Raw genomic sequence first — 19,994 nt, 5'->3', positions numbered from 1 at the left:
CAGGTGGTCAAGCGATTAGCCCTGCTTAACGGCGATCCGGTTCAAGGCGCGCTGCAGCGCAAGCTCGGCGCGCACTTGATCGTAATCGTCCTTGCGGCCGCTCATAAGCTGCTCCGCGCGCTGCTTCGCCGCTTCCGCGCGGGCGAGGTCGATATCGGCCTGACGCTCGGCGCTTTCGGCGAGAATGACGACTTTATCCTTGCGGATTTCGAGGAAACCGCCGTTTACGGCGATTTTCTCTTCGGCGTTCTTCAGCTTGATCGTGACCGGCGCGATTTTCAAAGGCGTGACCATCGGGATATGATTCGGCAGAATGCCCATCTCGCCTTCGGAGCCTTTGACGATCACCATATTGACATCCTCAGCGTAAACCTTACGCTCAGGCGTTACGATTTCCAGTAAAAAGGAGCTCATGATCTTACCCTCCCATGCGCCCTACGCGGTAAGACGCAACTTCGTTAGCTTCGGCGAATTAAACCTCTTGCGCGAGTTTTTGCGCCTTCGCGACAGCATCTTCGATCGTTCCGACGTTGTGGAATGCCGGTTCTGGAAGGTTGTCGTGCTTGCCTTCGAGAATTTCCTTGAAGCTGCGTACCGTTTCTTTAACCGGCACGTACAGGCCCGGGATGCCGTTGAACGCTTCGGCCACGTGAAGCGGCTGCGACAGGAACAGCTGGATGCGGCGCGCGCGGAGAACGATGAGTTTGTCTTCTTCGGACAACTCGTCCATGCCGAGGATCGCGATGATATCCAGAAGCTCTTTGTAGCGCTGCAGGATCTTCTTAACGCCTTGCGCAACTTGATAGTGCTCTTCGCCAAGAATTTCAGGCGTCAGGATACGGGAAGAAGAAGCGAGCGGGTCAACGGCCGGGAAGATACCCATTGCCGCGATGCCGCGCTCAAGGTTCGTTGTTGCGTCCAAGTGAGCGAACGCCGTTGCAGGAGCCGGGTCGGTATAGTCATCGGCAGGAACGTAGATCGCTTGGATGGACGTAACGGAACCTTTCTTCGTCGACGTGATCCGCTCTTGAAGTTGACCCATCTCCGTTGCCAGCGTCGGCTGGTAACCTACTGCGGACGGCATACGACCGAGCAATGCGGATACTTCGGAACCGGCTTGCGTGAAACGGAAGATGTTGTCGACGAGCAGCAGAACGTCTCTGCCTTCAACGTCACGGAAATACTCAGCCATTGTCAGGCCCGTCAGAGCTACGCGAAGACGCGCGCCTGGCGGCTCGTTCATTTGACCGAACACCATCGCCGTCTTGTCGATAACGCCGGAATCGCTCATCTCGTGGTACAAGTCGTTACCTTCACGAGTACGTTCGCCGACGCCGGCAAAGACGGAAATACCGCCGAGCTCTTGTGCGATGTTGTGGATCAGCTCTTGCAGCGTAACGGTTTTACCTACGCCCGCGCCGCCGAAGAGGCCGATTTTACCGCCCTTGGCATAAGGAGCCATAAGGTCGATAACTTTAATGCCTGTTACCAGAATCTCTTGTTGCGTGGAAAGCTCTTCGAATGTCGGAGCTTGGCGGTGAATCGGGTTCGCGATCGAACGATCCACGTCGCCGTTGTTGTCGATCGGATCGCCGAGTACGTTGAATACGCGGCCAAGCGTTGCAGGACCTACCGGTACCGTGATCGGATTGCCCGTATCTACGGCTTCCGTACCTCTGACGAGACCGTCCGTGGACGACATCGCGACGCAGCGTACCAGGCTGTCGCCGAGGTGAGTCGCGACTTCAACCGTCAGGTTAATATCGACTTCACCTGAATTTTGAGCTTTTTTCTCGATTTTTATCGCATTAAGAATCTCAGGCAAATGACCGTTGTCGAACGCGATGTCGACAACCGGACCCGTTACCTGGACTACACGCCCCTTGCTCATTCTTGTACCTCCTTAAAGTTTTCCGGAGGAAAACTCGCTCCGGAAGCATAGACTTAAAGTTTTCCGGAGGAAAACTCGCTCCGGAAGCATAAACTTAAGTTTTCCGGAGGAAAACTCGCTCCGGAAACACTGCCTGATATAGTTGTTCCGGAGGGACCCTCCGGAACGGTTAAGCAACTTATTGCTGTGCGTTCGCGCCGCCGACGATTTCCGCGATTTCCTGCGTAATCGCCGCTTGACGAGCACGGTTGTACGTCAACGTCAAACCCGCGATCATCTTCGTCGCGTTCTTCGTCGCGTTGCCCATCGCCGTCATCCGGGCGCCGAACTCGCTTGCTTTGCCTTCCAACACCGCGCTGTAAATGACCGTTTCCGCGTATTTCGGCAGCAGCACGTCGAGGACTTTCTCCGGAGACGGCTCGTATTCATAGCTCGCCTTCGCGCCCGTGAACTCCGACTGATCCAGAGGAAGCAGCTGCTTGATAACGGGAACTTGGGAAATCGCGTTATGAAATTGATTGTATACGAGGTTCAGCTCATCGTATTTGCCTTTTTCAAACCCGTTCACGGCAGCAGCCGCCAACGTTTTGATATCGGCGAATTTCGGCGAATCGGAAAGTCCCGTTACTTCCTCGGCCAAGTTAATGTTCCGGCGTTTGAAGTAATCCCGGCCTTTACGTCCGATGACGAACACGTCGTATTCGGCAGGAGACTTATGCTTCTCATGGATCGTCGTCCAAACTTTACGAAGCACGTTCGCGTTGTAACCGCCCGCCAAACCGCGATCCGACGTGACGACCAAATAGGCCGTCCGCTTGACTTCGCGGCTTTGCAGCATCGGATGCTTGATCGTGCCTCCGCCCGACGCGATGCTCGCGACCACTTCGCGGATTTTGTCGGTGTACGGACGGGAAGCCACGGCTGCGTCCTGAGCCCGCTTGAGCTTCGCGGACGCGACCATTTCCATCGCCTTCGTGATCTGCTTCGTGTTTTGCGTGCTCTTGATCGAGCGTTTGATTTCGCGCATGCCTTTAGCCATTCGTTGTCACCACCTTGTTACCGGCTCGTTCCGGCAAGGGCTGGCGGCCCTTCCGCGGCCGATTCTATACCGAGCTAGTTTCGAACCGCACGCAGCTCGCCGCATGCGGTCCGAAAGGCGAAGCTATGGTTTATACCGATGCCGCGAAGCTGTTCTTGAACGCTTTGATCGCTTCGACCAGCACTTTTTCGTTATCGGAAGTCAGGTCTTTCGTATCGCGGATGGAAGCGTAAATTTCAGGCTTGTTCGCATCCACGTAGTCCAGGAGGCCTTGCTCGAAGCGGCGTACGTCCTGTACCGGAATGTCGTCCGTATGGCCGCGCGTAACCGTGTACAGCGATACGACTTGGCGCTCTACCGGCAGCGGCTGGTTAACGCCTTGCTTCAAGATTTCCAGAGTGCGTTCGCCGCGGTTCAGACGGGATTGCGTAACTTTATCGAGATCGGATCCGAATGCGGCGAATGCAGCCAGCTCGCGGTATTGGGCAAGGTCGGTCTTGAGCGTGCCCGCAACCTTCTTCATGGCTTTGATTTGCGCCGAGGAACCTACCCGGGATACGGAGTTACCGACGTTGACCGCCGGACGCTGGCCGGAGTAGAACAGGTCGGACTCGAGGAAGATTTGGCCGTCCGTAATCGAGATTACGTTCGTCGGGATATAAGCCGAGATGTCGCCGGCTTGCGTCTCGATGAACGGCAGCGCGGTCAAGGAACCGCCGCCGAGCTCGTCGTTCAGCTTCGCCGCGCGCTCCAGCAAACGGGAGTGCAGGTAGAAGACGTCGCCCGGATAAGCTTCCCGGCCCGGAGGACGGCGGAGCAGCAAGGAAAGCTCGCGATATGCCGCCGCTTGTTTGGAAAGGTCATCATAAATAACGAGAACGTGTTTGCCGTTGTACATGAAGTATTCGCCCATCGCGCAGCCCGTGTAAGGCGCGATGTAGAGGAGCGGGGACGGCTCGGAAGCGCTCGCCGTTACGACGATCGTGTAATCCAGCGCGCCTTGCTGACGCAGGGACTCGACGACCGTACGAACCGTGGATTGCTTTTGGCCGATAGCAACGTAGATACAGATCACGCCGTTGCCTTTTTGGTTAACGATCGTGTCGATCGCGATTTGCGTTTTACCCGTTTGACGGTCGCCGATGATGAGCTCCCGTTGGCCGCGGCCGATCGGGATCATCGCGTCGATCGCTTTGATGCCGGTTTGCATCGGTTCGAATACGGATTTACGGGCCATGACGCCCGGAGCCGGGGATTCGATCGGACGCGTAGCCGTCGTCGCGATCGGGCCGTTGCCGTCGACCGGCTGGCCCAGCGCGTTAACGACGCGGCCCAGCAGCGCTTCGCCGACCGGAACTTCCATGATGCGGCCGGTTCTTTTCACTTGGTCGCCTTCGCGGATGCCCGTGTACGGTCCCATGATAACGACGCCGACGTTGCTCTCTTCGAGGTTCAGGGCCATGCCCATCACGCCGTTCGAGAATTCGAGCAGTTCGCCGGCCATGGCGTTTTCCAGGCCGTGAACGCGCGCGATACCGTCACCGACTTGGATGACCGTACCGACGTCAACGACTTGAATTTCGGATTTAAATTGTTCGATCTGTTGTTTAATCAGCGTGCTGATTTCATCAGGTCTGATACTCAATGCCGTTCACCCCTATCTACAGTGCTTGAGATTTCAACGCTTTTTCGAGCCGAGCGAGCTTGCCGGACAGGCTGCCGTCGTACAGACGGTCGCCGATGCGCACTTGCACGCCGCCGAGCAGAGCCGGTTCGACGATTTGCTTCGCGATAATGCGTTTGCCGACCAATTCGCCGAATTGCGCCGAGACTTTGGACATTTCCTCGTTCGTCAGCGATTTCGCCGTATATATCGTAGCGTGAGCTTGACCGAGCGCTTCTCCCGCCACTTTCGTATAAGCTTCGTACACTTCGCCGATCGCGCCTTGGCGGCCGCGGACGATCAGAAGCTCTACCGTATTCAGAACCATAACCGACACTTTGTCGGACAGGGCGCCTTTGATGATGGCGATTTTTTGGCCGACTTCGACGTTCGGCAGCGCCAGGAATTTGCGGATTTGCGCATCTTCCGTGAGCGCGTCGACGACGATTTTCAGCTGCTTCTCGACATCGGCGACCGCGTTATTGTCTTGGGCCAGTTCAAACAGCGCTTTGGCGTAGCGTTTAGCTACGGCATTTTCGCGGCTCATTTGCTTCCAACCTCATTCAAGTATTGGTTCACGAGCTGCTCCTGCGACTTGTCGTCGATTTGCTTCTCAATGATTTTGGACGCGATCATGACGGACATGCCGCTGACTTGGCCGCGCAGGGCCGCGATCGCTTTGTTCTTTTCGCTTTCGATATCTTTGATGGCCTCGTCCTTCAGGCGAGTCGCCTCGGACTTGGCGGCGTGAACGATTTCTTCCGCTTGCTTCGAGCTCGTTTGCTTCGCTTGCTCGATGATGTCGTAAGCATCCTTGCGCGCTTGCTGAAGCGTGGACTTTTGCTCTTCGTATTGTTGTTCCGCTTGCTTGCGGCTGTTCTCCGCGTTCTCGAGCTGTTCTTTCACGAACTGCTTGCGCTGTTCCATGATGGAAAGCAGAGGACCGAACGCATAACGGCTAAGCAGCCAGTAAAGAATTCCGAAAGCAATCAGTTGGATGAAAAAATTGGACCAAACGATATCCAACGTACGTCACTCCTTTCCATGAATTAGCCAGCTGTCTAAAGGCAGCCAGCAAAAGGAAGGCGCGGAGGCATTGGCACTCCCCGCCATTTTTGCGAGTATAGTCTTAAGCTTGGCCGTAGAAAATGAACGCGAGGACGAGGGAGATGATCGGCAGTGCCTCTACGAGCGCTACCCCGATGAACATCGTCGTTTGCAGCGTGCCGCGAAGTTCTGGTTGACGGGAAATGCCTTCAACCGTGCGACCTACGATCAAACCGTTACCGATACCTGCACCCAGTGCTCCAAGACCAAATACAATTGCTGCTGCAATTAAAGCTGTTGCTCCCATTGATAAAATCCTCCTCTAAATGTTTGAAAATAGTAGTTTTATGTTGTCCCGCGTTGAACGGGGTTGTTGCTGCGTTAATGTTCTTCGTGCACGATCGCCTGCGACATGTAAACCATGGTCAGCATGACGAATACGAACGATTGGATCGCGCCGATAAACATGCTGAAGCCTTGCCAAACGATGAGTGCAGGAATACCGACCCAACTCAGCTGCATGATAACGGAAATCATGACCTCGCCGGCGAAGATGTTCCCGTAGAGACGAAGCGACAGCGACAGCGGCTTGGAAATTTCCTTGATGACGTTCAGCGGGAAGAATGGAATGTAAGGTTCGAAGTAGTGTTTCAGGTAATGTTTGCGGTTGCGACGCAAACCCTCGATGTGCGTAAGAACGATAACGATCGCCATCAAAGCCCCTGCTACAGCAACGTCCGCCGTCGGAGATTTCCACCACGCGATATGCGCTTCTTCTTGATCGGCCGGAATTTCCAAATGCATCCCGAGGAAAGTAGACCCGTGATGCGCTTCCGTCACGATCCCGAGCGGCAAGCCCAGCATGTTCGCCACGAAGATATACATGATCAACGAGATTCCGAGAATCAGGTAAGGACGGCCCTTTTTCACATCCATCGATGTTCCGATCAGGTTAATGACGAACTCAATAACCCACTCCAGAAAGTTTTGCATTTTGGTCGGATTCGTTATGGAAGCGCCGCGTACGGCTACCCTCGCAAGCACGAACACGATAATGCTGGTGACAACAATCGTAAGTATTGCAGCCAGGTCCCACCGGATGCCGAGCCAATGCACTTCAGGAAAAATATGTTCCATTAGTTGTTTTCACCCCTTTCATCGGAAGAATGCCTTGCTGCCGTTCTGCGTTTGGATCGAAATCCCAGTATGAGTGTTGCCAATTGAGCAACAAATAATCCCGCGACCGCTCCGTAGACGCTAAAAGAAAAGTACCTGGTAGCCACGACCACCGCAAGCAATCCGATGCACGCGCGCGTAAGAAATCCGAGATTATTCCTCTTGGACCCTTTCGCGGCCGCGTTCGCGCCGATGCGCTGTACTTTCCACGAAAGATGGAAGGCGTTTACAAGACTAGCCGCGGCTCCGAGAATCAGTCCGCCGAAGATCGGTTTATGATCCGGGAACACGGCCCAGCCGATGAAACACAGAGACAAAAAAAAGAACGTCATGCGCATTACCGTTCGAAGGTGGCCGGACAAGTCATCCATTATTTCGCTTTGCCCCCTGTAAACGTTCGAATCAGAAGTACCGTCATGATGACGGCCACGACAAAACCCGCGGCCATGCCGACGATGTCGCCGTGTCCGGCGTCAATCTTCGACCCGATCCAATACCCCAATCCGAGGCAGGCACCGATCGTGCCGCCGACGGATCCGATCAAGCCCATGGCTTTCCACGGATGGTCGCCGAAATTGCCGTTTCCTGCGTTGCGATTGTTGTCGTTATCGGATCGATTCAACATGAATCACTCCAAAACTCTTATTTATTTTAGCCAAGCGGGTTCCCGTTTGTCAATTGATATAAATTCAAACAGTTTGTGAACGGTGCGCCGAAAACCCTTGATTTACCTAGGGTTTTCGGATTCGCAAACCGTACAGTAGCACTGTATGCTGTAACGTTGGCGGGCATGCCTGCCTATCAGCGCAAACTATGAACGTTGTGTGAACGGGACGGGCCGTTCGACACGCCTCCCAAAATGATGCAAAATCGCCTGGACGATCCGGACGGAGGCTTGTCCGTCGCCGTAAGGATTGGCCGCCCGGCTCATCCGTTCGTAGAGCTGCGCGTCCGACAAAAGCGCGCGCGCCCGCCCATATACGACGGCCTCGTCGGTGCCGACGAGCTCCAGCGTGCCCGCTTCGATGCCTTCCGGCCGCTCCGTCGTGTCGCGAAGCACGAGCGTCGGCACGCCGAAGGACGGCGCTTCTTCCTGAAGACCGCCGGAATCGGTCATGATCATGTAAGTGTGCGGGTAGAAATTGTGGAATTCGAACACGTCGAGCGGTTCGATCAGCTTGATGCGCGGATGGCCGCCGAGAATCTCGTTCGCCGGCTCGCGAACGGCCGGATTCGGGTGCACCGCGTAGACGATCGCGACGTCTTCGAATTCGTCGGCGATGCGCTTCACCGCGCGGAAGATGTTGCGGTGCGGCTCGCCGAGCGCCTCGCGGCGGTGCGCCGTCATCAGAATCATCCGCTTGCCCGCCGCCCAGTCGAGGACCGGGTGCTTGAACGCGTCGTCGACCGTATACCGGAAGACGTCCGTCGCCGTGTTGCCCGTCACGTAGATGGCGGATTCCGGCTTGTTTTCCTTGCGGAGGTTGTCCGCCGCTTTGCCGGTCGGGGCGAAATGCGCGTCGGACAGCACGCCCGCCAGCTGGCGGTTCATTTCTTCGGGGTACGGGGACAGCTTGTTCCAGGTGCGAAGGCCCGCTTCCACGTGGCCGATCTGGATCTGCTGTACGAACGCGGCGTAGCTCGCGAGGAACGCCGTCTGGGTGTCGCCGTGGACGAGCACCATGTCCGGCTTCGCTTCGCGGAGCACCGGCTCCAGCCCTTCCAGCACGCGGACGGTCATTTCCGTGAGGGTCTGGCGGTCCTTCATGACGTTAAGGTCGTAATCGGGCCGGATCTTGAAGAAATCGAGCACCTGGTCGAGCATTTGGCGGTGCTGCGCCGTCACGCAGACGAGCGGTTCGATCTCATCGGGGTGCTTCTGCAGCTCCAGCACGAGGGGAGCCATCTTCACCGCTTCCGGGCGCGTGCCGAAAATGGTCATTACCTTTAATTTGGACAAGGAAAGTCACTCCTAATTATTTGGTTCCGAACATGCGGTCGCCCGCGTCGCCGAGGCCCGGCACGATGTAGCCGTGGTCGTTGAGGTGGCTGTCCAGCGAAGCCAGGTAAATGTCGACGTCGGGGTGGGCGTCCTGGACGGCCTTCACGCCCTCCGGCGCCGCGATGAGGCACATGAGCTTGATCTGGGTGCAGCCGCGCGACTTGAGCGAGGCGATCGCGGCGTTGGCGGAACCGCCCGTCGCCAGCATCGGGTCGACGACGATCAGCAGCCGCTCCGTGGCGTCCGCGGGCAGGTTCACGTAGTACTCGACGGGCTGCAGCGTCTCGGGGTTGCGGAACAGCCCGATATGGCCCACCTTCGCGGCGGGAATCAGCTTCAGCATCCCTTCCACCATGCCGAGGCCGGCGCGCAGAATCGGGATGAGGCCCAGCATGCGGCCGGAAATGACCTTGCTCGGCGCTTCGACGATCGGCGTCTGGACGTTGACCGTCTCGAGCGGCAGGTCGCGCGTGATCTCGTACGCCATCATCGTGGCGATCTCGTCCACGAGCTCGCGGAAATCTTTCGTCTTGGTATCTTTGTCGCGAATATACGTCAGCTTATGCTGAATGAGCGGATGGTCGCAAATCGTTAGCGTGCCCATGTTCAATCCTCCTGGAGATCTTCTTCAACTGAGTATTATAGCATCCGGCGCCCCTTTGTGCACACGGACTTTGCCCCGGCCGAAATCTTACGTCAAAGTATGCCCGAAACCGCCGAATTCTTGCCATTGAAGAGGCCCCGCCCGACCGCGAGGAAACGGCGTCCAAAGCGCCGCGGGGACGGCGCTAGCTGCCTCCGCCGCCGCAGGACGACCCCCCGCCGCACGAGGAGCCGCCGCCGGAGCAGGACGTTCCGCCGCCGTCGCCGCCCCCGGAACAGGACGATCCGCCGTCGCCGCCGCAGGACGACCCGCCGCCGTTATCGCCTCCATCGCTGCTGCATACATAGGAATTGCCGTAAGCCGCGTTATCGTCCCGTCGCACCGCGTCGTCCGTGCGGAGCTGGTCCATCTGCGAACCGAACGCGTCGGGCGGTCCCCAAGAGTAATAGAAGAAGCCGGCGGACAGCAAGCCCGTCGACAGGGCGTTCGCCGACCAGTCGTCGTCCCGCGCGCGAACCGGCTCGTCGCGCCGCGAAGCGAGCTCCTTCCCGCGCCCGATCAGATGCGAGACGACGTCGTCCAGGTCCGCGAACCGTTCGGCGGAGCGAACGTTGAAGCGCGCCTGGCGCAGCTCCTCCGCGCTCCGCGTCTCCAGCTCCCGCATGAGGCCTTGCGGCATCGGCGTCCGGTAGAACGGCCCCCACAGCGCCTCGCTGCCGGCGGCCGGGAGGAACAGCTCGCCGTACGCCCAGTCGAACCACGCCCGCTCGCCGGGATCCGGCTTGGCGTCCGCCGCATGCGGCGCGTGATGGATGAGCTGCCCGCAGAACGTCTTGCAGAAGTCCTCGTATTCGCGCGTGAACATCAGCATCTCGTGCCAGACGTCGTCGACCGCCGTGCTGTACATCGGCACGCCGCGAAGGACGCCGCACAGCAGGAAGTACCGCTTCAGCTCGAACCAGCGCCACTCCCACTCGCCTTCGCGCAGGTTCGGCGCGCCGCGGAGCACGCGGTCCTTGACGCGCGCTTCGAAATCGGCCGGCAGCGCGGCCTCGAGCCGCATCGCCGCGGACCGCGCCGGATGCCCCTCCGGCACGCCGAGACATGCCGGCGGCGTCCGCAGCGGCGGGGCCGGCCGGCGCTTCGCCGGGCCCCGGCTCCCGCCTCTGACGGCCCGCGAGCCGCGCGCGGGCTTCGCCATTTGCGACAGGATGACGATGGCCGCGACGATGATCACGAACATAAAGAAAGGCATTCGGAACGCACCCGCCTTTTCGGGAATCTATACGTCCATCATAGCATGCCGCCCGGGGGCCGAAGGGGGTTTTTAAGGAAAAATTAACCCGGTTCGCCAGCAGGCGGCAGACCGCGCGGCGCCATGCGCGGACATGCGAAAAAAATCCCCTTCGGCGCGCGGCGCCGGGCCGCGTGCCGAAGGGGATGCTCATGCCGCATGGGCGGACCGCCCGCCGCAACGGGCGGCCTTCGCGGTTTAACCGCGCAGCAGCAGCCGGTTGACGTAGTCCACCGTGAACTTGACGCCTTTGTCGCCGAGCTCGCCCGTCCACGTGCGGGAGTGCGGCTCGATGCTGAGTCCGCCCTGATAGCCGACGCCGTACAGGATCGCCATGAACGTGCCCCAATCGGTCTGGTCGAGGCCGGCCGGCGGATCGTCGAAGCGCTTGCCGTTCACGATGACGGAGCCCTTCACGTGCACGTGGAGGAAGCGGTGGCCCCAGTCCGCCATTTCCTTCAAATAATCCTGCCCCGCGTATCGGGCATGGGAGGGATCGTACTTGATGCCGAGCTCCGGCAAGTGGCCGTGGATGAGCTTCCACGCCGTCTCGTCGACGATGAAGCTGTTCCAGTGGCAGTTGTACGTGGCGATGCGCACGCCGCGCTCCCGGCCGTAATCGAGCAGCTTCTCGAAGTAGGCGATCGAGGCGCGGACGTTCTCGTAATACGACAGCTCCTCGACGTAGTTGGCGCCGCAGACGAATACCGGGCAGCCCAGCTCTTGGCACGCGTCGATCAGCGTATACGACGCCCGCAGCTCTTCCTCGACGATGCTGCCGTCCTTGGCGATCCGGTCCGCGCCCCAGCGGCCGATCGAGCCGACGGCGACGCCGGCGCGCGCGCTGGCCGCTTTGAGCTCCGGCACCTTGGCCGCGAACTCCTCCGCCGGCACGCCTACGTTAATGCAAAATTCCACGAACTCCAGGCCGAGACCCGCGGCGTAGTCGAAGCTTTCCGCCTTCGGGTCGGCGATGATTCCCAGTTTCATGTTCGGTTTCTCCTCCGATCGATATAATGCGTCCGTCCGCCCGGACGGGCATGGCTTGCCGGCCGCCCGCGCGGACGGTCCGGCCCGTTAAGGAATTCGACGCACGCGCACCTCATGCCTGCCGGCGTCCGCAATTCGGTAGAGCGCCGAGCCGTCGTCGCGGACGGCGGCGGGCGCGACGGCCTCGCCGTCCAGCGTCACCTCCGCGTCCGCGGCGTCCGCCAGGTCGAGGGCGACCGACCAGCCGGGCCGGTCCAGCGCGAAGCGGATCGTCTCGGCGCCGTCCGCGCGGCTTACGGCGAGCGCGAGCCGGTTGGCCGCCTCCCCGAGGCCGAGCTCCACATGCTCCACCGCGGCGTCGTCCCACGCCCGCGGGAGGCGCGGGCGCAGCGTGAGCGTCCGCTCGTGGGCAGCCGGCTGGATGCCGAACATGCGCGTCAGCATCGGCCAGACGATGCCGTAGACCGTCCACGCCTGCACGAAGCAGCCGTAGTCGGGCGACATCTCCGAGATGGAGCCGGGCAGGCGATGGCCGAACGTCGAGGCGATGAGCTTCACGAAGCGCAGCGACTCGTCCATGCGGTCATAGCGGGCTTCCGCCACTGCCTGCACGCCCGTCGAGATCGTCATCATTTGGTCGCGGTACATGCCGGACAGGTACGTGCCCCACGGCCCCGTGAACTCGTCCGTGCCCATCCGGTCGAGCGCCCGCAGCGCCTTGTCGCGCGGCGCGAGCCCCGTCTCCATCGGCGTGTTGATGACCCAGTTCTTGAACAGCCACGCCCGCTCCAGCTCCGGATCGAGCGCCGACAGCTCCGCCTTCATCGCTTCCATGTCGCGGACGGCGTGTTCGGCGCCCATCGACCGGGCGCGCCCGATGTACGTATCGATGCGGCCCGCGACCTTGCCGACGGACGCCATCGCGTCCGCGTACAAGCCTTCGTCCTCCAGCCACAGGTCCCTGTTGATCTTCGCGCCGAGACGCTCCGCGAGGTGCGCGTACGCCACCGCGCCGCGCGGCTCGCCGAGGACTTCCGCCATCCGCGAGCCCGCGTTCAGCGCCGACCACGTGTAGACGGCGGAGTCGATCAGCTCGACGTTCAGCCCTTCGATCTCGATGATGCCGTAGCCTTCCGGGAGCAGGTCGCCGTCGGGATCCATCTCTTCGAGCAGCCACGCCAGACCCTGCTTCACGCCGGGATACATTTCGCGCAAGAAGGCCGTATCGCCCGTCCACAGGAACACTTCCCACGCGCATTGGATGAAATGCGCCGTCTCCTGCGTGTTGCCGGGGTTCGCGACGAGCCCGCTCGTGGACAGCTCGTGGATGATGCGGCCGTTGCCGTTCGCCTCGTCGGACGCCTTGCGGAGCAGCGCCAGCGTCTCCTGCGCCATCGACAGCCCGCCCACCGGCAGCAGCCCGAGCAGCGCGTAGCTGTTGTCGCAGCCGAACCACCACGGGTATTCCGGATGGCCGGCGCCCATGCCCCGCCCGATCTCCGGAACGTCGCGCACGAACCAGTCGTTGTGGAACTTGACCCAATCGAACACGTGCTGCAGCCGCTTGTCCGGGATCGTCAGCACGGTTTGCGCGGCGATGCCTTCGTAGCGGCGGCATTTCTCGTCCCAGAGGCGGACATGGTCGTCCGCGAGCCTCCGGAAGGTTTGCTTCGCCTCTTCCTCCGAGCGATAAGAGCCCGCGACGAACAAGCGGATCTCGCTTTCGCCGCCGGCCGGAACGGCGACCCGTTCGTAGCGCAGCTCGCCGCTGACGCCCTTGCCGGCCGTCCAATGGGGACCGAACAGCTCGCGGCCGACCGCGCCGGAAGCGAACGGCCGGTCGGCGCCCAGGGCGACGTGCCACGGGTTCGCGGCGTCGCGCGCCAGGAACAGCCCTTCCTCCGGGGACAGCCGCCCTTCGTCGAAGCCGTCCTCGATGCCCTTGCCCTCGGAGAACCAGACGGGACTGAGGTCCGTGCGCGCCAGGAAGCGCAGATCGAGCTCCCGGTCGCGGCCGCTCGTGTCGCGCAGCGTATAGCTGACGACCAGCCCTTCGGCGTCGTCCGGGCAGAATTGGCGGCGAACCGCTTCAAGGCCCAGCCCCGGCAGCGCGTAGCGGTGCTCGTTGAAGAACGGGTAGTTATGGAAGCTGTCCGCTTCCGTCAGCCATTCGCCCGGCGCGCCGGCGGCGTCGCCGCTGTCCGCGGCGTGCAGCCAGAAGCCGTCGAGCAGCTTGATCGGATGCAGCCAGAGCCCGCCCATCTCGAGCTTGACGTGATGGCCGAAATCCGGGAACCCGCCGTTCTGGCTCCCGATGAGGTACGCGCGGTTGCCGGGCGTGATGTAGAGGTCCTTCCAGGATAAGCCGCGAGCCGGGCGCGATTCGCGGTATGCTTCGAGCGCCGGGCCGGCGTTCAGCTTCGTTGTGGACGTTACGGTCATCTTCATAGCCTCCTAGGTCAATCGGTATCGGGCAACGGCAAGCAAGGCATAGCACGCGCAGCCGGCGGCAAACGTGACGGCAAGCCCGGCCGTGACGGATGCGGCGACGGCGAGCCAGGAGCCCCACACCCCCGCGACGCCATTGAGCGCGAAATAGTACGCGGAGCTGCCGGGCGCGCGGCGGTCCTCCGCCTGCAGGCCGGCGGGCAGCGGAATGCCGAGCAGCACGCCGTAGAGCAGCATAATGCCGCCGATCGCCGCGAGCCGCCCCGCCTGGCCGAGCGCCATGAGGCTCTCCCCGGCCGCCGCCTGCAGGACGAGCAGAACGGCCGTCAGCGCGACGATCGCCGCGGCCGCCGCGAGCGGCTTGACGGCCTGCCGGCCGGCGATGCGGCTGCCGAGCGCGCCGCCGAGCAGCATCGGCACGATGACGACGAGCGCGGCGAGCGCGGGCGTGCCGGCGTAGGCGAGGCTCTTCTGGACCCAGACGGTCTGGATGCACATGTAGCCGATGCCGATCAGGCCGTAATACGCGTACGCGCCCGACCGTCCGCGCGGCGCGCCGCGCGGCGCGCCGCGGCGCCAAGCCAGCAGCGCGAACAGCAGCGTCAGCGCCGCGATGGCCGCGAGCCACTGGGTCATGGCTTTCGGCAGCGACGGCTCGACGAGGAAGAAGAACGGCTTGTCGTCCGTCGTCGGGTAGACCTTGTAGTCGGAGTCGCGGACGAACGCGCCGAACGGCGTCCGCCCGTCCAGCAGCGGCTTCAGCAGCGCTTCGTCGGACCCCGGCAGGAACAGCTTCTGCAGGCCGAGCGACCGGGCGCCCGCCCGCAGGAGCTCGAGCTGCCCGTCCGCGAGCGGCGACTTCTGGATGACGCCGAGCGTCAGGTTCGGCGCGGCGGAGCCTTCGGGCGCCAGCAGCAGCGCGGTGTGGGCCGCCGCCTCCTTCGCCGGCAGGCCGTCCGCGCGCATGAGCGCGTCGAAGCCCGTGTAATAGGCCCGCAGCCCTTCGATGCCCTGGTGCGAGATGACGATGATCCGGCCGTCCGGCGTCAAGCGCTTCAGGTACGTCGCGAACGCCTCGCGGGTGAACACGTAATTCTCGGACAGCGCCTGGCCGCCCACGCCGCCGACCTGCGAATATACGAGGTCGAGCACGATCAGGTCGTACGATTCGCCGCTGCGCTCGAGCACGCCGCGCCCGTCGCCGACGACGGTATGGACGCCGGGCCGGTCGAGGATGCCGCCGTTGTAATCGGCCATCGACCGCGCCGTCCGCACGAGCCCGGGGCTCAGCTCGACGGCGGTGACGTCCTTGGCGCCCGCCAGCTGGGCGTACAGGATATCGCGTCCGCCCCCGGCGCCGACGATGATCGCCTTGTCCGCCTTGCCCGCCGCGAACGGCAGAAACTCGATGTCGCGGGCGAGGCCGCCCATCGAACCCAGCTCGCCGTCGTACTTGTACATGTAGCTGCCCGCGCCCCCGTCCACGAACAGGATGCGGCGGCGGTCGTCGGACGTGGCGACGGCGTCGGTGCGCGCGAAGCTGTCCCAGTCCGTGCGCAGGACGCGCGCGGCGGGATCCGACTGCAGCGTGCCGACGATCGTCTTGTCCGGCGCGGCGCCCTGCATGGCGGCGTAGTCGAGCCGCCAAAGGTTCGCCGCCGCGCCCGCCGGCAGCGCGCACGCCGCGGCCGCCGCGAGCGCGAGCAGCCCGGCGGCGCCGAGCCGGGCACGCCTCGCGCTGCCGCCGCGCGGAGCGGCCGCGGCGGTTGCGGCGCCGGCGGCATGGGCGCCCGCCCGCGGGCCGCCGGCGCCGTCCCTTGGCGCGAGCAGCAGGCACGCGCCGGCCAGGAAGCACGGCGCCGACAGCGCGAACACGGCCGCGAAGCCGCCGAAGCGCTCCAGCAGCGCGAAGCCGAGGGCCGCGCCGAGCGAAGCGCCGAGCAGGTCGGCGGCGTACAGCCGCGGCGCGGGCGCGGCGCCGCTCGCGAGCGCCCGGCCCATCACCCAGCCGAAGAGGACGAACGGCACGGTGCAGAGCAGCGCGTAGAGCGCGAGCTGGTGCACGTACGGGAGCTTGGCGAGCGCGAAGCTCAGGGCCGCGATGTACAGGCCCGTGGCCGCGGCGACCCCGCCGGCCGCCCGCCGGCCGCCGTCCGCCGCGCCGCGCGGCGTCGCCCGGTACGCGATGTACGCGCCGGCGCCGATGCCGAAGACGGCGAGCGAGACGATCAGCGAGACGTAGTGGTACTGCAGCAGCACGCCGTACACGCTGGTCATGGCGATCTCCAGCCCCAGCAGCGCCGCGGACATCAGCCCGACGCCCGCGCTCCAGCCGGCGCTTTTCGTCAGCTTGAACATGGGCTCACCCCTTCTGTCCGGTCAGCGTAATGCTCTCCACGAAATACTTCTGCCCGATGAAGTAGAAGATCAACGACGGCAGCATCGTCACGACGGACGCCGCCATGAGGAAATTCCACTGCACGTTGTTCTCGCTCTTGAAGAAGTTGATCCCGAGCGCGAGCGTGTACAGCTCCGGCTTGTTCAGGTACAGCAGCGGGCCCATGAAGTCGTTCCACACGCCGTTGAACTGGAAGATCGCGACCGTGATCAGCGCCGGCACCGTCAGCGGCAGAATGACCCGGATCAAGATGCCGAGCGTGCTCGCCCCGTCGATCTTCGCCGCCTCCTCCATCTCCGTCGGGATGCCCATGAAGAATTGGCGCAGCAGGAAGATGAAGAACGCGTTGCCGAAGAAGGCCGGCGCGATGAGCGGGTAGAACGTGTTCATCCAGCCGAGCGACTGGAACAGGTAGAACACCGGGATCATCGTGACGGTGCCCGGCAGCATCATCGTGGACAGCATGACGATGAAGAGGAGATTCTTGCCCTTCGCCCGGAACCGCGCGAAGCCGTACGCGACGACCGTGCAGGACAGCAGCGTGCCGACGATCGTGCTGATCGTGACGATGACCGTGTTGCCGAGCCATTTGCCGAACGGCAGGCCGGTGAACGTTTCGACGTAGTTGTGCCACTTGACCGGGCTCGGAATCCACCGGACCGGCACCTCGAACACCTGGAACGATTCCTTCAGCGACGTCGACAGCATCCAGGCGAACGGGACGAGCATGACGACCGAGCCGGCGAGGAGCAGGAAATAGACGACGAATGATTTCAGCCCATTGGATGTCCGCATGCCGTCACTTCCTCTCCCCTTCGTAGTACACCCAAGCGTCGGACGATTTCACGACGACGAGCGTCAGCGCCAAAATAATGACGAACAGGAACCACGCGAGCGCGGAGGCGTAGCCCATGTTGAAATTCTCGAACGCGTTCTGGAACAGGTAGTAGTTGAAGAACAGCGTCGAGTTCATCGGGCCGCCCTTCGTCATGACGTACGCCTGCCCGAACGTCTGGAGCGCCCCGACGATGCCCATGACGAGGTTGAAGAAAATCGTCGGCGTCAGCATCGGCACGGTCACGTTGCGGAATTTCTGCCACGCGTTCGCGCCGTCGAGGTTCGCGGCCTCGTACAGCATCGGCGAGATGCCCTTGAGCCCCGCGAGCCAGATGATCATGCCGCCGCCGACGCTCCAGAGGCTCATGATGATGAGCGACGGCATCGCCCACTTGGGATCGAAAATCCAGCCCGGCCCGCTGATGCCGAAGTAGCCGAGCACTGTATTTAATAATCCGATTTGCGGATTGAAAATCCACATCCAGAGCACCATGACGGACACGCCGCTGACGACGGCCGGCATGTAGAAGATCGTGCGGAAGAGGCGCATGCCCCAGGCCGCCTGGTTGAGCAGCAGGGCGAGCGCGAGCGAGAAGACGAGCCCGAGCGGCACGGAAAACACGGAGTAGACCACCGTCACCTTCAGCGACTGCCAGAAGAGCGGGTCGTGGTGAAGCGCTTTGGCGTAATTCTTGAAGCCGACGAATTTGGCGGGCGTCAGCAGGTCCCACTTGGTCAGGCTGATGACGAACGACGCGATCATCGGCCCGAAGACGAAGGCGAGAAATCCGATCAACCACGGCGAAATCAATGCGTAAAACCAGAGCGCTTCCTTGCGCAGGGCGTTCGACCGGAACGGCTTGCGAATGGGGCGCGGAACGGCGGGAGCGGCTTGCTCGGACACCGGCTTGCTCATGTCATCACCTCGGGATTAGTTTGGCGGCGCCGCGGGAAGCGCGCCGCCGGCACCGGGATGGGGCGGGCGGACGCTGCCGTCCGCCGCCCGATCGCATTCTGCGCGGCGCTACTCGTTCTTCGCGGTTTGCAGATCGGCGTCGCCCTGCTTCGCGGCGGCGTCGAGCTCCTTCTTCACGTCGATCGGCTTGCCGAGCATCATTTTGTCCATGACCGTCTGGAGCGACTTGCCGCCGGAGACGCCGAAGAACGGGCTGATTTTCTCCGGGAAATCCTTGATGTTCGGCACGTCGTCGAGGAACGCCTTCAGCGCCGGATCGTTCGTCTGGCCGAGCTTCTCCGCCGTCGACTTGACCGCGGTGAACGCGTGCTGCGCCATCAGCTCCTGGCCTTCCGGACCCGTCAGGTACTTCAGGTAATCCCAAGCGGCGTCCTTGTTCTTCGACTTCGAGTAGAGGCCGTAGCCGGAATAGCAGATCGTGTTGGCCGCGCCCGCGGGGCCGACCGGCATCTGGACGACGCCGAACTGGAGGTCGGCGTTCTTCTTGTAATCCTCCGCCGGCCAGCGGCCCGTCATGTTCATGGCCACCTTGCCCGCCGCGAACAGGTCGACGCCCTTGAACGCTTCGCTGTCCGTGTTCGACGGGGAAATGTGATCCTTCTGGTACATGTCCTGATACAATTCAAGCGCTTTCACCGTGCCGTCGCTGTTCATGTAGCCGTCGATCTTCTCGCCGTCCGGACTGATGACGCCGCCGCCGTACGATTGAATGAGCGGGAGGATCGCGCGGATCCAGCTGCCCGGCAGGCTGACGCCCCACTGCGTGTACTTGTCGCCGTCCTTCTTGGTGAGCTTCTTCGCGGTGTCGTAGAATTGATCCCATGTCCAGCCCGCTTGCGGATACGCCACGCCCGCGTCGTCGAACATCTTTTTGTTATAGAAAATCGCGATATCGGAATAGTCCTTCGGCATCGTGTAATACTTGCCGTCCAGCTTGCCGACGTCGAGCACGCTTTGGTAGTAGTCGCCGGTGTTGATGCCGTTCGCGCCGCCGATGTAGGTCGTCAGGTCCTCCAGCGCGCCCTTCTTCATGAACATGCTGACGTCGCCGTCGCCGATCTGGAAAATGTCCGGCGCCTGCCCCGCCGCGATTTGCGTCAAAATTTTCGTCCCGTATTGATCCGGCACCGATTCGATGGAGATGGACACGTTGCCGTGCGTCTTTTTGTAGTTGTCCGCGATCTGCTGCTGAATCTTGAGCCCGTCTCCGCCTTCCCACGTGCCGATGCGCAGCTCGACCTTCTTGTCGCCGCCGCCGTTGTCCGCCGCGCCCGCGTTCGCGTTCGCGCCCCCGTTCGAAGCCGCGTCTCCCGCGTTCGCCGTATTGGAGGTCCCGCCGGAATTGCCGCCGCCGTTCGCGCCCGAATTCCCGTCGGAACCGCAGCCGGACAGCGCCATCGATGCCGTAATGCCGAGTGCCAGAAATGCCATGCCCCTGTTTTTCATCTTGCACACTCCTCAGATTGGGATTGTATATTCAAGAGCGCCGCCGTGGGCGAAGCCCCAAATATCGATGAAAAGACCGAAAACGTTTCGGATTTATCGCAAAAAATAAAGACCCTTCGATTTTATTAAGTTTGTAAACTAAACAATCCTATTCCAAGGCTGTTTGAAGCGCTTACTTTCATC

General features: G+C 62.0%; 19 protein-coding genes. All 19 read right to left on the bottom strand.

The genetic code is table 11. The features are described from left to right. Positions 1-15: 15 nt before the first annotated feature. The 19 genes from BMZ79_RS19175 to BMZ79_RS19085 all read right to left on the bottom strand — a co-directional run bounded on the left by BMZ79_RS19175 (position 16) and on the right by BMZ79_RS19085 (position 19,796). The gene (locus BMZ79_RS19175) at positions 16-414 is read right to left on the bottom strand and encodes a F0F1 ATP synthase subunit epsilon (RefSeq protein ID WP_090642543.1); all 399 of its coding nucleotides are present in this window, start codon (positions 412-414) and stop codon (positions 16-18) included. Between the two features lie 58 nt (positions 415-472). Beyond that, positions 473-1,891 carry a F0F1 ATP synthase subunit beta gene (atpD, locus tag BMZ79_RS19170; protein WP_090642541.1) on the bottom strand — a complete coding sequence of 473 codons (1,419 nt, stop codon included), beginning with the start codon at positions 1,889-1,891 and terminating at the stop codon, positions 473-475. Positions 1,892-2,069: 178 nt separating this feature from the next. Continuing rightward, on the bottom strand, positions 2,070-2,930 hold the full coding sequence (gene atpG, locus BMZ79_RS19165) for an ATP synthase F1 subunit gamma (RefSeq protein WP_090642540.1): 861 nt from the start codon (positions 2,928-2,930) through the stop codon (positions 2,070-2,072). Between the two features lie 130 nt (positions 2,931-3,060). After that, positions 3,061-4,575 (bottom strand): F0F1 ATP synthase subunit alpha, encoded by a 1,515-nt coding sequence (atpA, locus tag BMZ79_RS19160; protein ID WP_090642538.1) that lies wholly within the window; start codon positions 4,573-4,575, stop codon positions 3,061-3,063. 16 nt (positions 4,576-4,591) lie between these two features. Further along, positions 4,592-5,140, bottom strand: a complete 549-nt coding sequence (locus BMZ79_RS19155) for a F0F1 ATP synthase subunit delta (RefSeq protein ID WP_090642537.1) — start codon at positions 5,138-5,140, stop codon at positions 4,592-4,594. After that, positions 5,137-5,619 carry a F0F1 ATP synthase subunit B gene (gene atpF, locus BMZ79_RS19150; protein WP_090642535.1) on the bottom strand — a complete coding sequence of 161 codons (483 nt, stop codon included), beginning with the start codon at positions 5,617-5,619 and terminating at the stop codon, positions 5,137-5,139. Before atpF ends, BMZ79_RS19155 begins: the two co-directional genes overlap by 4 nt. Positions 5,620-5,722: 103 nt before the next feature. Further along, the gene (gene atpE, locus BMZ79_RS19145) at positions 5,723-5,947 is read right to left on the bottom strand and encodes a F0F1 ATP synthase subunit C (protein WP_090642534.1); all 225 of its coding nucleotides are present in this window, start codon (positions 5,945-5,947) and stop codon (positions 5,723-5,725) included. Positions 5,948-6,021: 74 nt separating this feature from the next. Further along, the gene (atpB, locus tag BMZ79_RS19140) at positions 6,022-6,777 is read right to left on the bottom strand and encodes a F0F1 ATP synthase subunit A (protein ID WP_090642532.1); all 756 of its coding nucleotides are present in this window, start codon (positions 6,775-6,777) and stop codon (positions 6,022-6,024) included. Next, complete coding sequence (locus tag BMZ79_RS19135; protein WP_090642531.1) at positions 6,777-7,187, bottom strand: ATP synthase subunit I; 411 nt, start codon at positions 7,185-7,187, stop codon at positions 6,777-6,779. Before BMZ79_RS19135 ends, atpB begins: the two co-directional genes overlap by 1 nt. After that, complete coding sequence (locus BMZ79_RS19130) at positions 7,187-7,441, bottom strand: hypothetical protein (RefSeq protein ID WP_090642529.1); 255 nt, start codon at positions 7,439-7,441, stop codon at positions 7,187-7,189. Before BMZ79_RS19130 ends, BMZ79_RS19135 begins: the two co-directional genes overlap by 1 nt. Positions 7,442-7,627: 186 nt before the next feature. Then, positions 7,628-8,776: a non-hydrolyzing UDP-N-acetylglucosamine 2-epimerase gene (gene wecB / locus BMZ79_RS19125; protein WP_090642528.1), complete on the bottom strand. Its 1,149-nt coding sequence runs from the start codon at positions 8,774-8,776 to the stop codon at positions 7,628-7,630. Positions 8,777-8,792: 16 nt separating this feature from the next. Further along, complete coding sequence (gene upp / locus BMZ79_RS19120; RefSeq protein WP_090642526.1) at positions 8,793-9,422, bottom strand: uracil phosphoribosyltransferase; 630 nt, start codon at positions 9,420-9,422, stop codon at positions 8,793-8,795. Between the two features lie 184 nt (positions 9,423-9,606). Beyond that, positions 9,607-10,665 carry a glycine-rich domain-containing protein gene (locus BMZ79_RS19115; RefSeq protein ID WP_218154723.1) on the bottom strand — a complete coding sequence of 353 codons (1,059 nt, stop codon included), beginning with the start codon at positions 10,663-10,665 and terminating at the stop codon, positions 9,607-9,609. A gap of 249 nt (positions 10,666-10,914) precedes the next feature. Next, positions 10,915-11,706 (bottom strand): sugar phosphate isomerase/epimerase family protein, encoded by a 792-nt coding sequence (locus BMZ79_RS19110; RefSeq protein ID WP_090642523.1) that lies wholly within the window; start codon positions 11,704-11,706, stop codon positions 10,915-10,917. Between the two features lie 87 nt (positions 11,707-11,793). Beyond that, the gene (locus tag BMZ79_RS19105) at positions 11,794-14,148 is read right to left on the bottom strand and encodes an alpha-L-rhamnosidase-related protein (RefSeq protein ID WP_090642522.1); all 2,355 of its coding nucleotides are present in this window, start codon (positions 14,146-14,148) and stop codon (positions 11,794-11,796) included. A 12-nt stretch (positions 14,149-14,160) separates the two neighbouring features. Further along, entirely contained in the window at positions 14,161-16,512 is a 2,352-nt protein-coding gene (locus tag BMZ79_RS19100; protein ID WP_090642520.1) for a spermidine synthase family protein, read from the bottom strand. A 4-nt stretch (positions 16,513-16,516) separates the two neighbouring features. Next, on the bottom strand, positions 16,517-17,347 hold the full coding sequence (locus tag BMZ79_RS19095; protein ID WP_090642518.1) for a carbohydrate ABC transporter permease: 831 nt from the start codon (positions 17,345-17,347) through the stop codon (positions 16,517-16,519). Positions 17,348-17,351: 4 nt separating this feature from the next. Beyond that, a complete protein-coding gene (locus tag BMZ79_RS19090; protein ID WP_090642517.1) occupies positions 17,352-18,305 on the bottom strand; it encodes a carbohydrate ABC transporter permease in 954 nt (317 codons plus the stop codon). A 108-nt stretch (positions 18,306-18,413) separates the two neighbouring features. After that, positions 18,414-19,796 (bottom strand): ABC transporter substrate-binding protein, encoded by a 1,383-nt coding sequence (locus BMZ79_RS19085; protein WP_218154722.1) that lies wholly within the window; start codon positions 19,794-19,796, stop codon positions 18,414-18,416. Positions 19,797-19,994: the final 198 nt, after the last annotated feature.

The sequence above is a fragment of the Paenibacillus sp. UNC496MF genome (assembly GCF_900113915.1).
Classification (GTDB): domain Bacteria; phylum Bacillota; class Bacilli; order Paenibacillales; family Paenibacillaceae; genus Paenibacillus_Z; species Paenibacillus_Z artemisiicola.
Note: the sequence above shows the minus strand (reverse complement) of the source record. Positions and strands in the feature narration are given on the sequence as shown.

What these genes read in the sequence shown, in the direction of transcription:
- BMZ79_RS19175 (WP_090642543.1), bottom strand. Translation starts at nt 414, where the DNA reads ATGAGCTCCTTTTTACTGGAAATCGTAACGCCTGAGCGTAAGGTTTAC.
- atpD (WP_090642541.1), bottom strand. Translation starts at nt 1,891, where the DNA reads ATGAGCAAGGGGCGTGTAGTCCAGGTAACGGGTCCGGTTGTCGACATC.
- atpG (WP_090642540.1), bottom strand. Translation starts at nt 2,930, where the DNA reads ATGGCTAAAGGCATGCGCGAAATCAAACGCTCGATCAAGAGCACGCAA.
- BMZ79_RS19155 (WP_090642537.1), bottom strand. Translation starts at nt 5,140, where the DNA reads ATGAGCCGCGAAAATGCCGTAGCTAAACGCTACGCCAAAGCGCTGTTT.
- atpE (WP_090642534.1), bottom strand. Translation starts at nt 5,947, where the DNA reads ATGGGAGCAACAGCTTTAATTGCAGCAGCAATTGTATTTGGTCTTGGA.
- atpB (WP_090642532.1), bottom strand. Translation starts at nt 6,777, where the DNA reads ATGGAACATATTTTTCCTGAAGTGCATTGGCTCGGCATCCGGTGGGAC.
- BMZ79_RS19135 (WP_090642531.1), bottom strand. Translation starts at nt 7,187, where the DNA reads ATGGATGACTTGTCCGGCCACCTTCGAACGGTAATGCGCATGACGTTC.
- BMZ79_RS19130 (WP_090642529.1), bottom strand. Translation starts at nt 7,441, where the DNA reads ATGTTGAATCGATCCGATAACGACAACAATCGCAACGCAGGAAACGGC.
- upp (WP_090642526.1), bottom strand. Translation starts at nt 9,422, where the DNA reads ATGGGCACGCTAACGATTTGCGACCATCCGCTCATTCAGCATAAGCTG.
- BMZ79_RS19115 (WP_218154723.1), bottom strand. Translation starts at nt 10,665, where the DNA reads ATGTTCGTGATCATCGTCGCGGCCATCGTCATCCTGTCGCAAATGGCG.
- BMZ79_RS19110 (WP_090642523.1), bottom strand. Translation starts at nt 11,706, where the DNA reads ATGAAACTGGGAATCATCGCCGACCCGAAGGCGGAAAGCTTCGACTAC.
- BMZ79_RS19105 (WP_090642522.1), bottom strand. Translation starts at nt 14,148, where the DNA reads ATGACCGTAACGTCCACAACGAAGCTGAACGCCGGCCCGGCGCTCGAA.
- BMZ79_RS19100 (WP_090642520.1), bottom strand. Translation starts at nt 16,512, where the DNA reads ATGTTCAAGCTGACGAAAAGCGCCGGCTGGAGCGCGGGCGTCGGGCTG.
- BMZ79_RS19095 (WP_090642518.1), bottom strand. Translation starts at nt 17,347, where the DNA reads ATGCGGACATCCAATGGGCTGAAATCATTCGTCGTCTATTTCCTGCTC.
- BMZ79_RS19090 (WP_090642517.1), bottom strand. Translation starts at nt 18,305, where the DNA reads ATGAGCAAGCCGGTGTCCGAGCAAGCCGCTCCCGCCGTTCCGCGCCCC.
- BMZ79_RS19085 (WP_218154722.1), bottom strand. Translation starts at nt 19,796, where the DNA reads ATGGCATTTCTGGCACTCGGCATTACGGCATCGATGGCGCTGTCCGGC.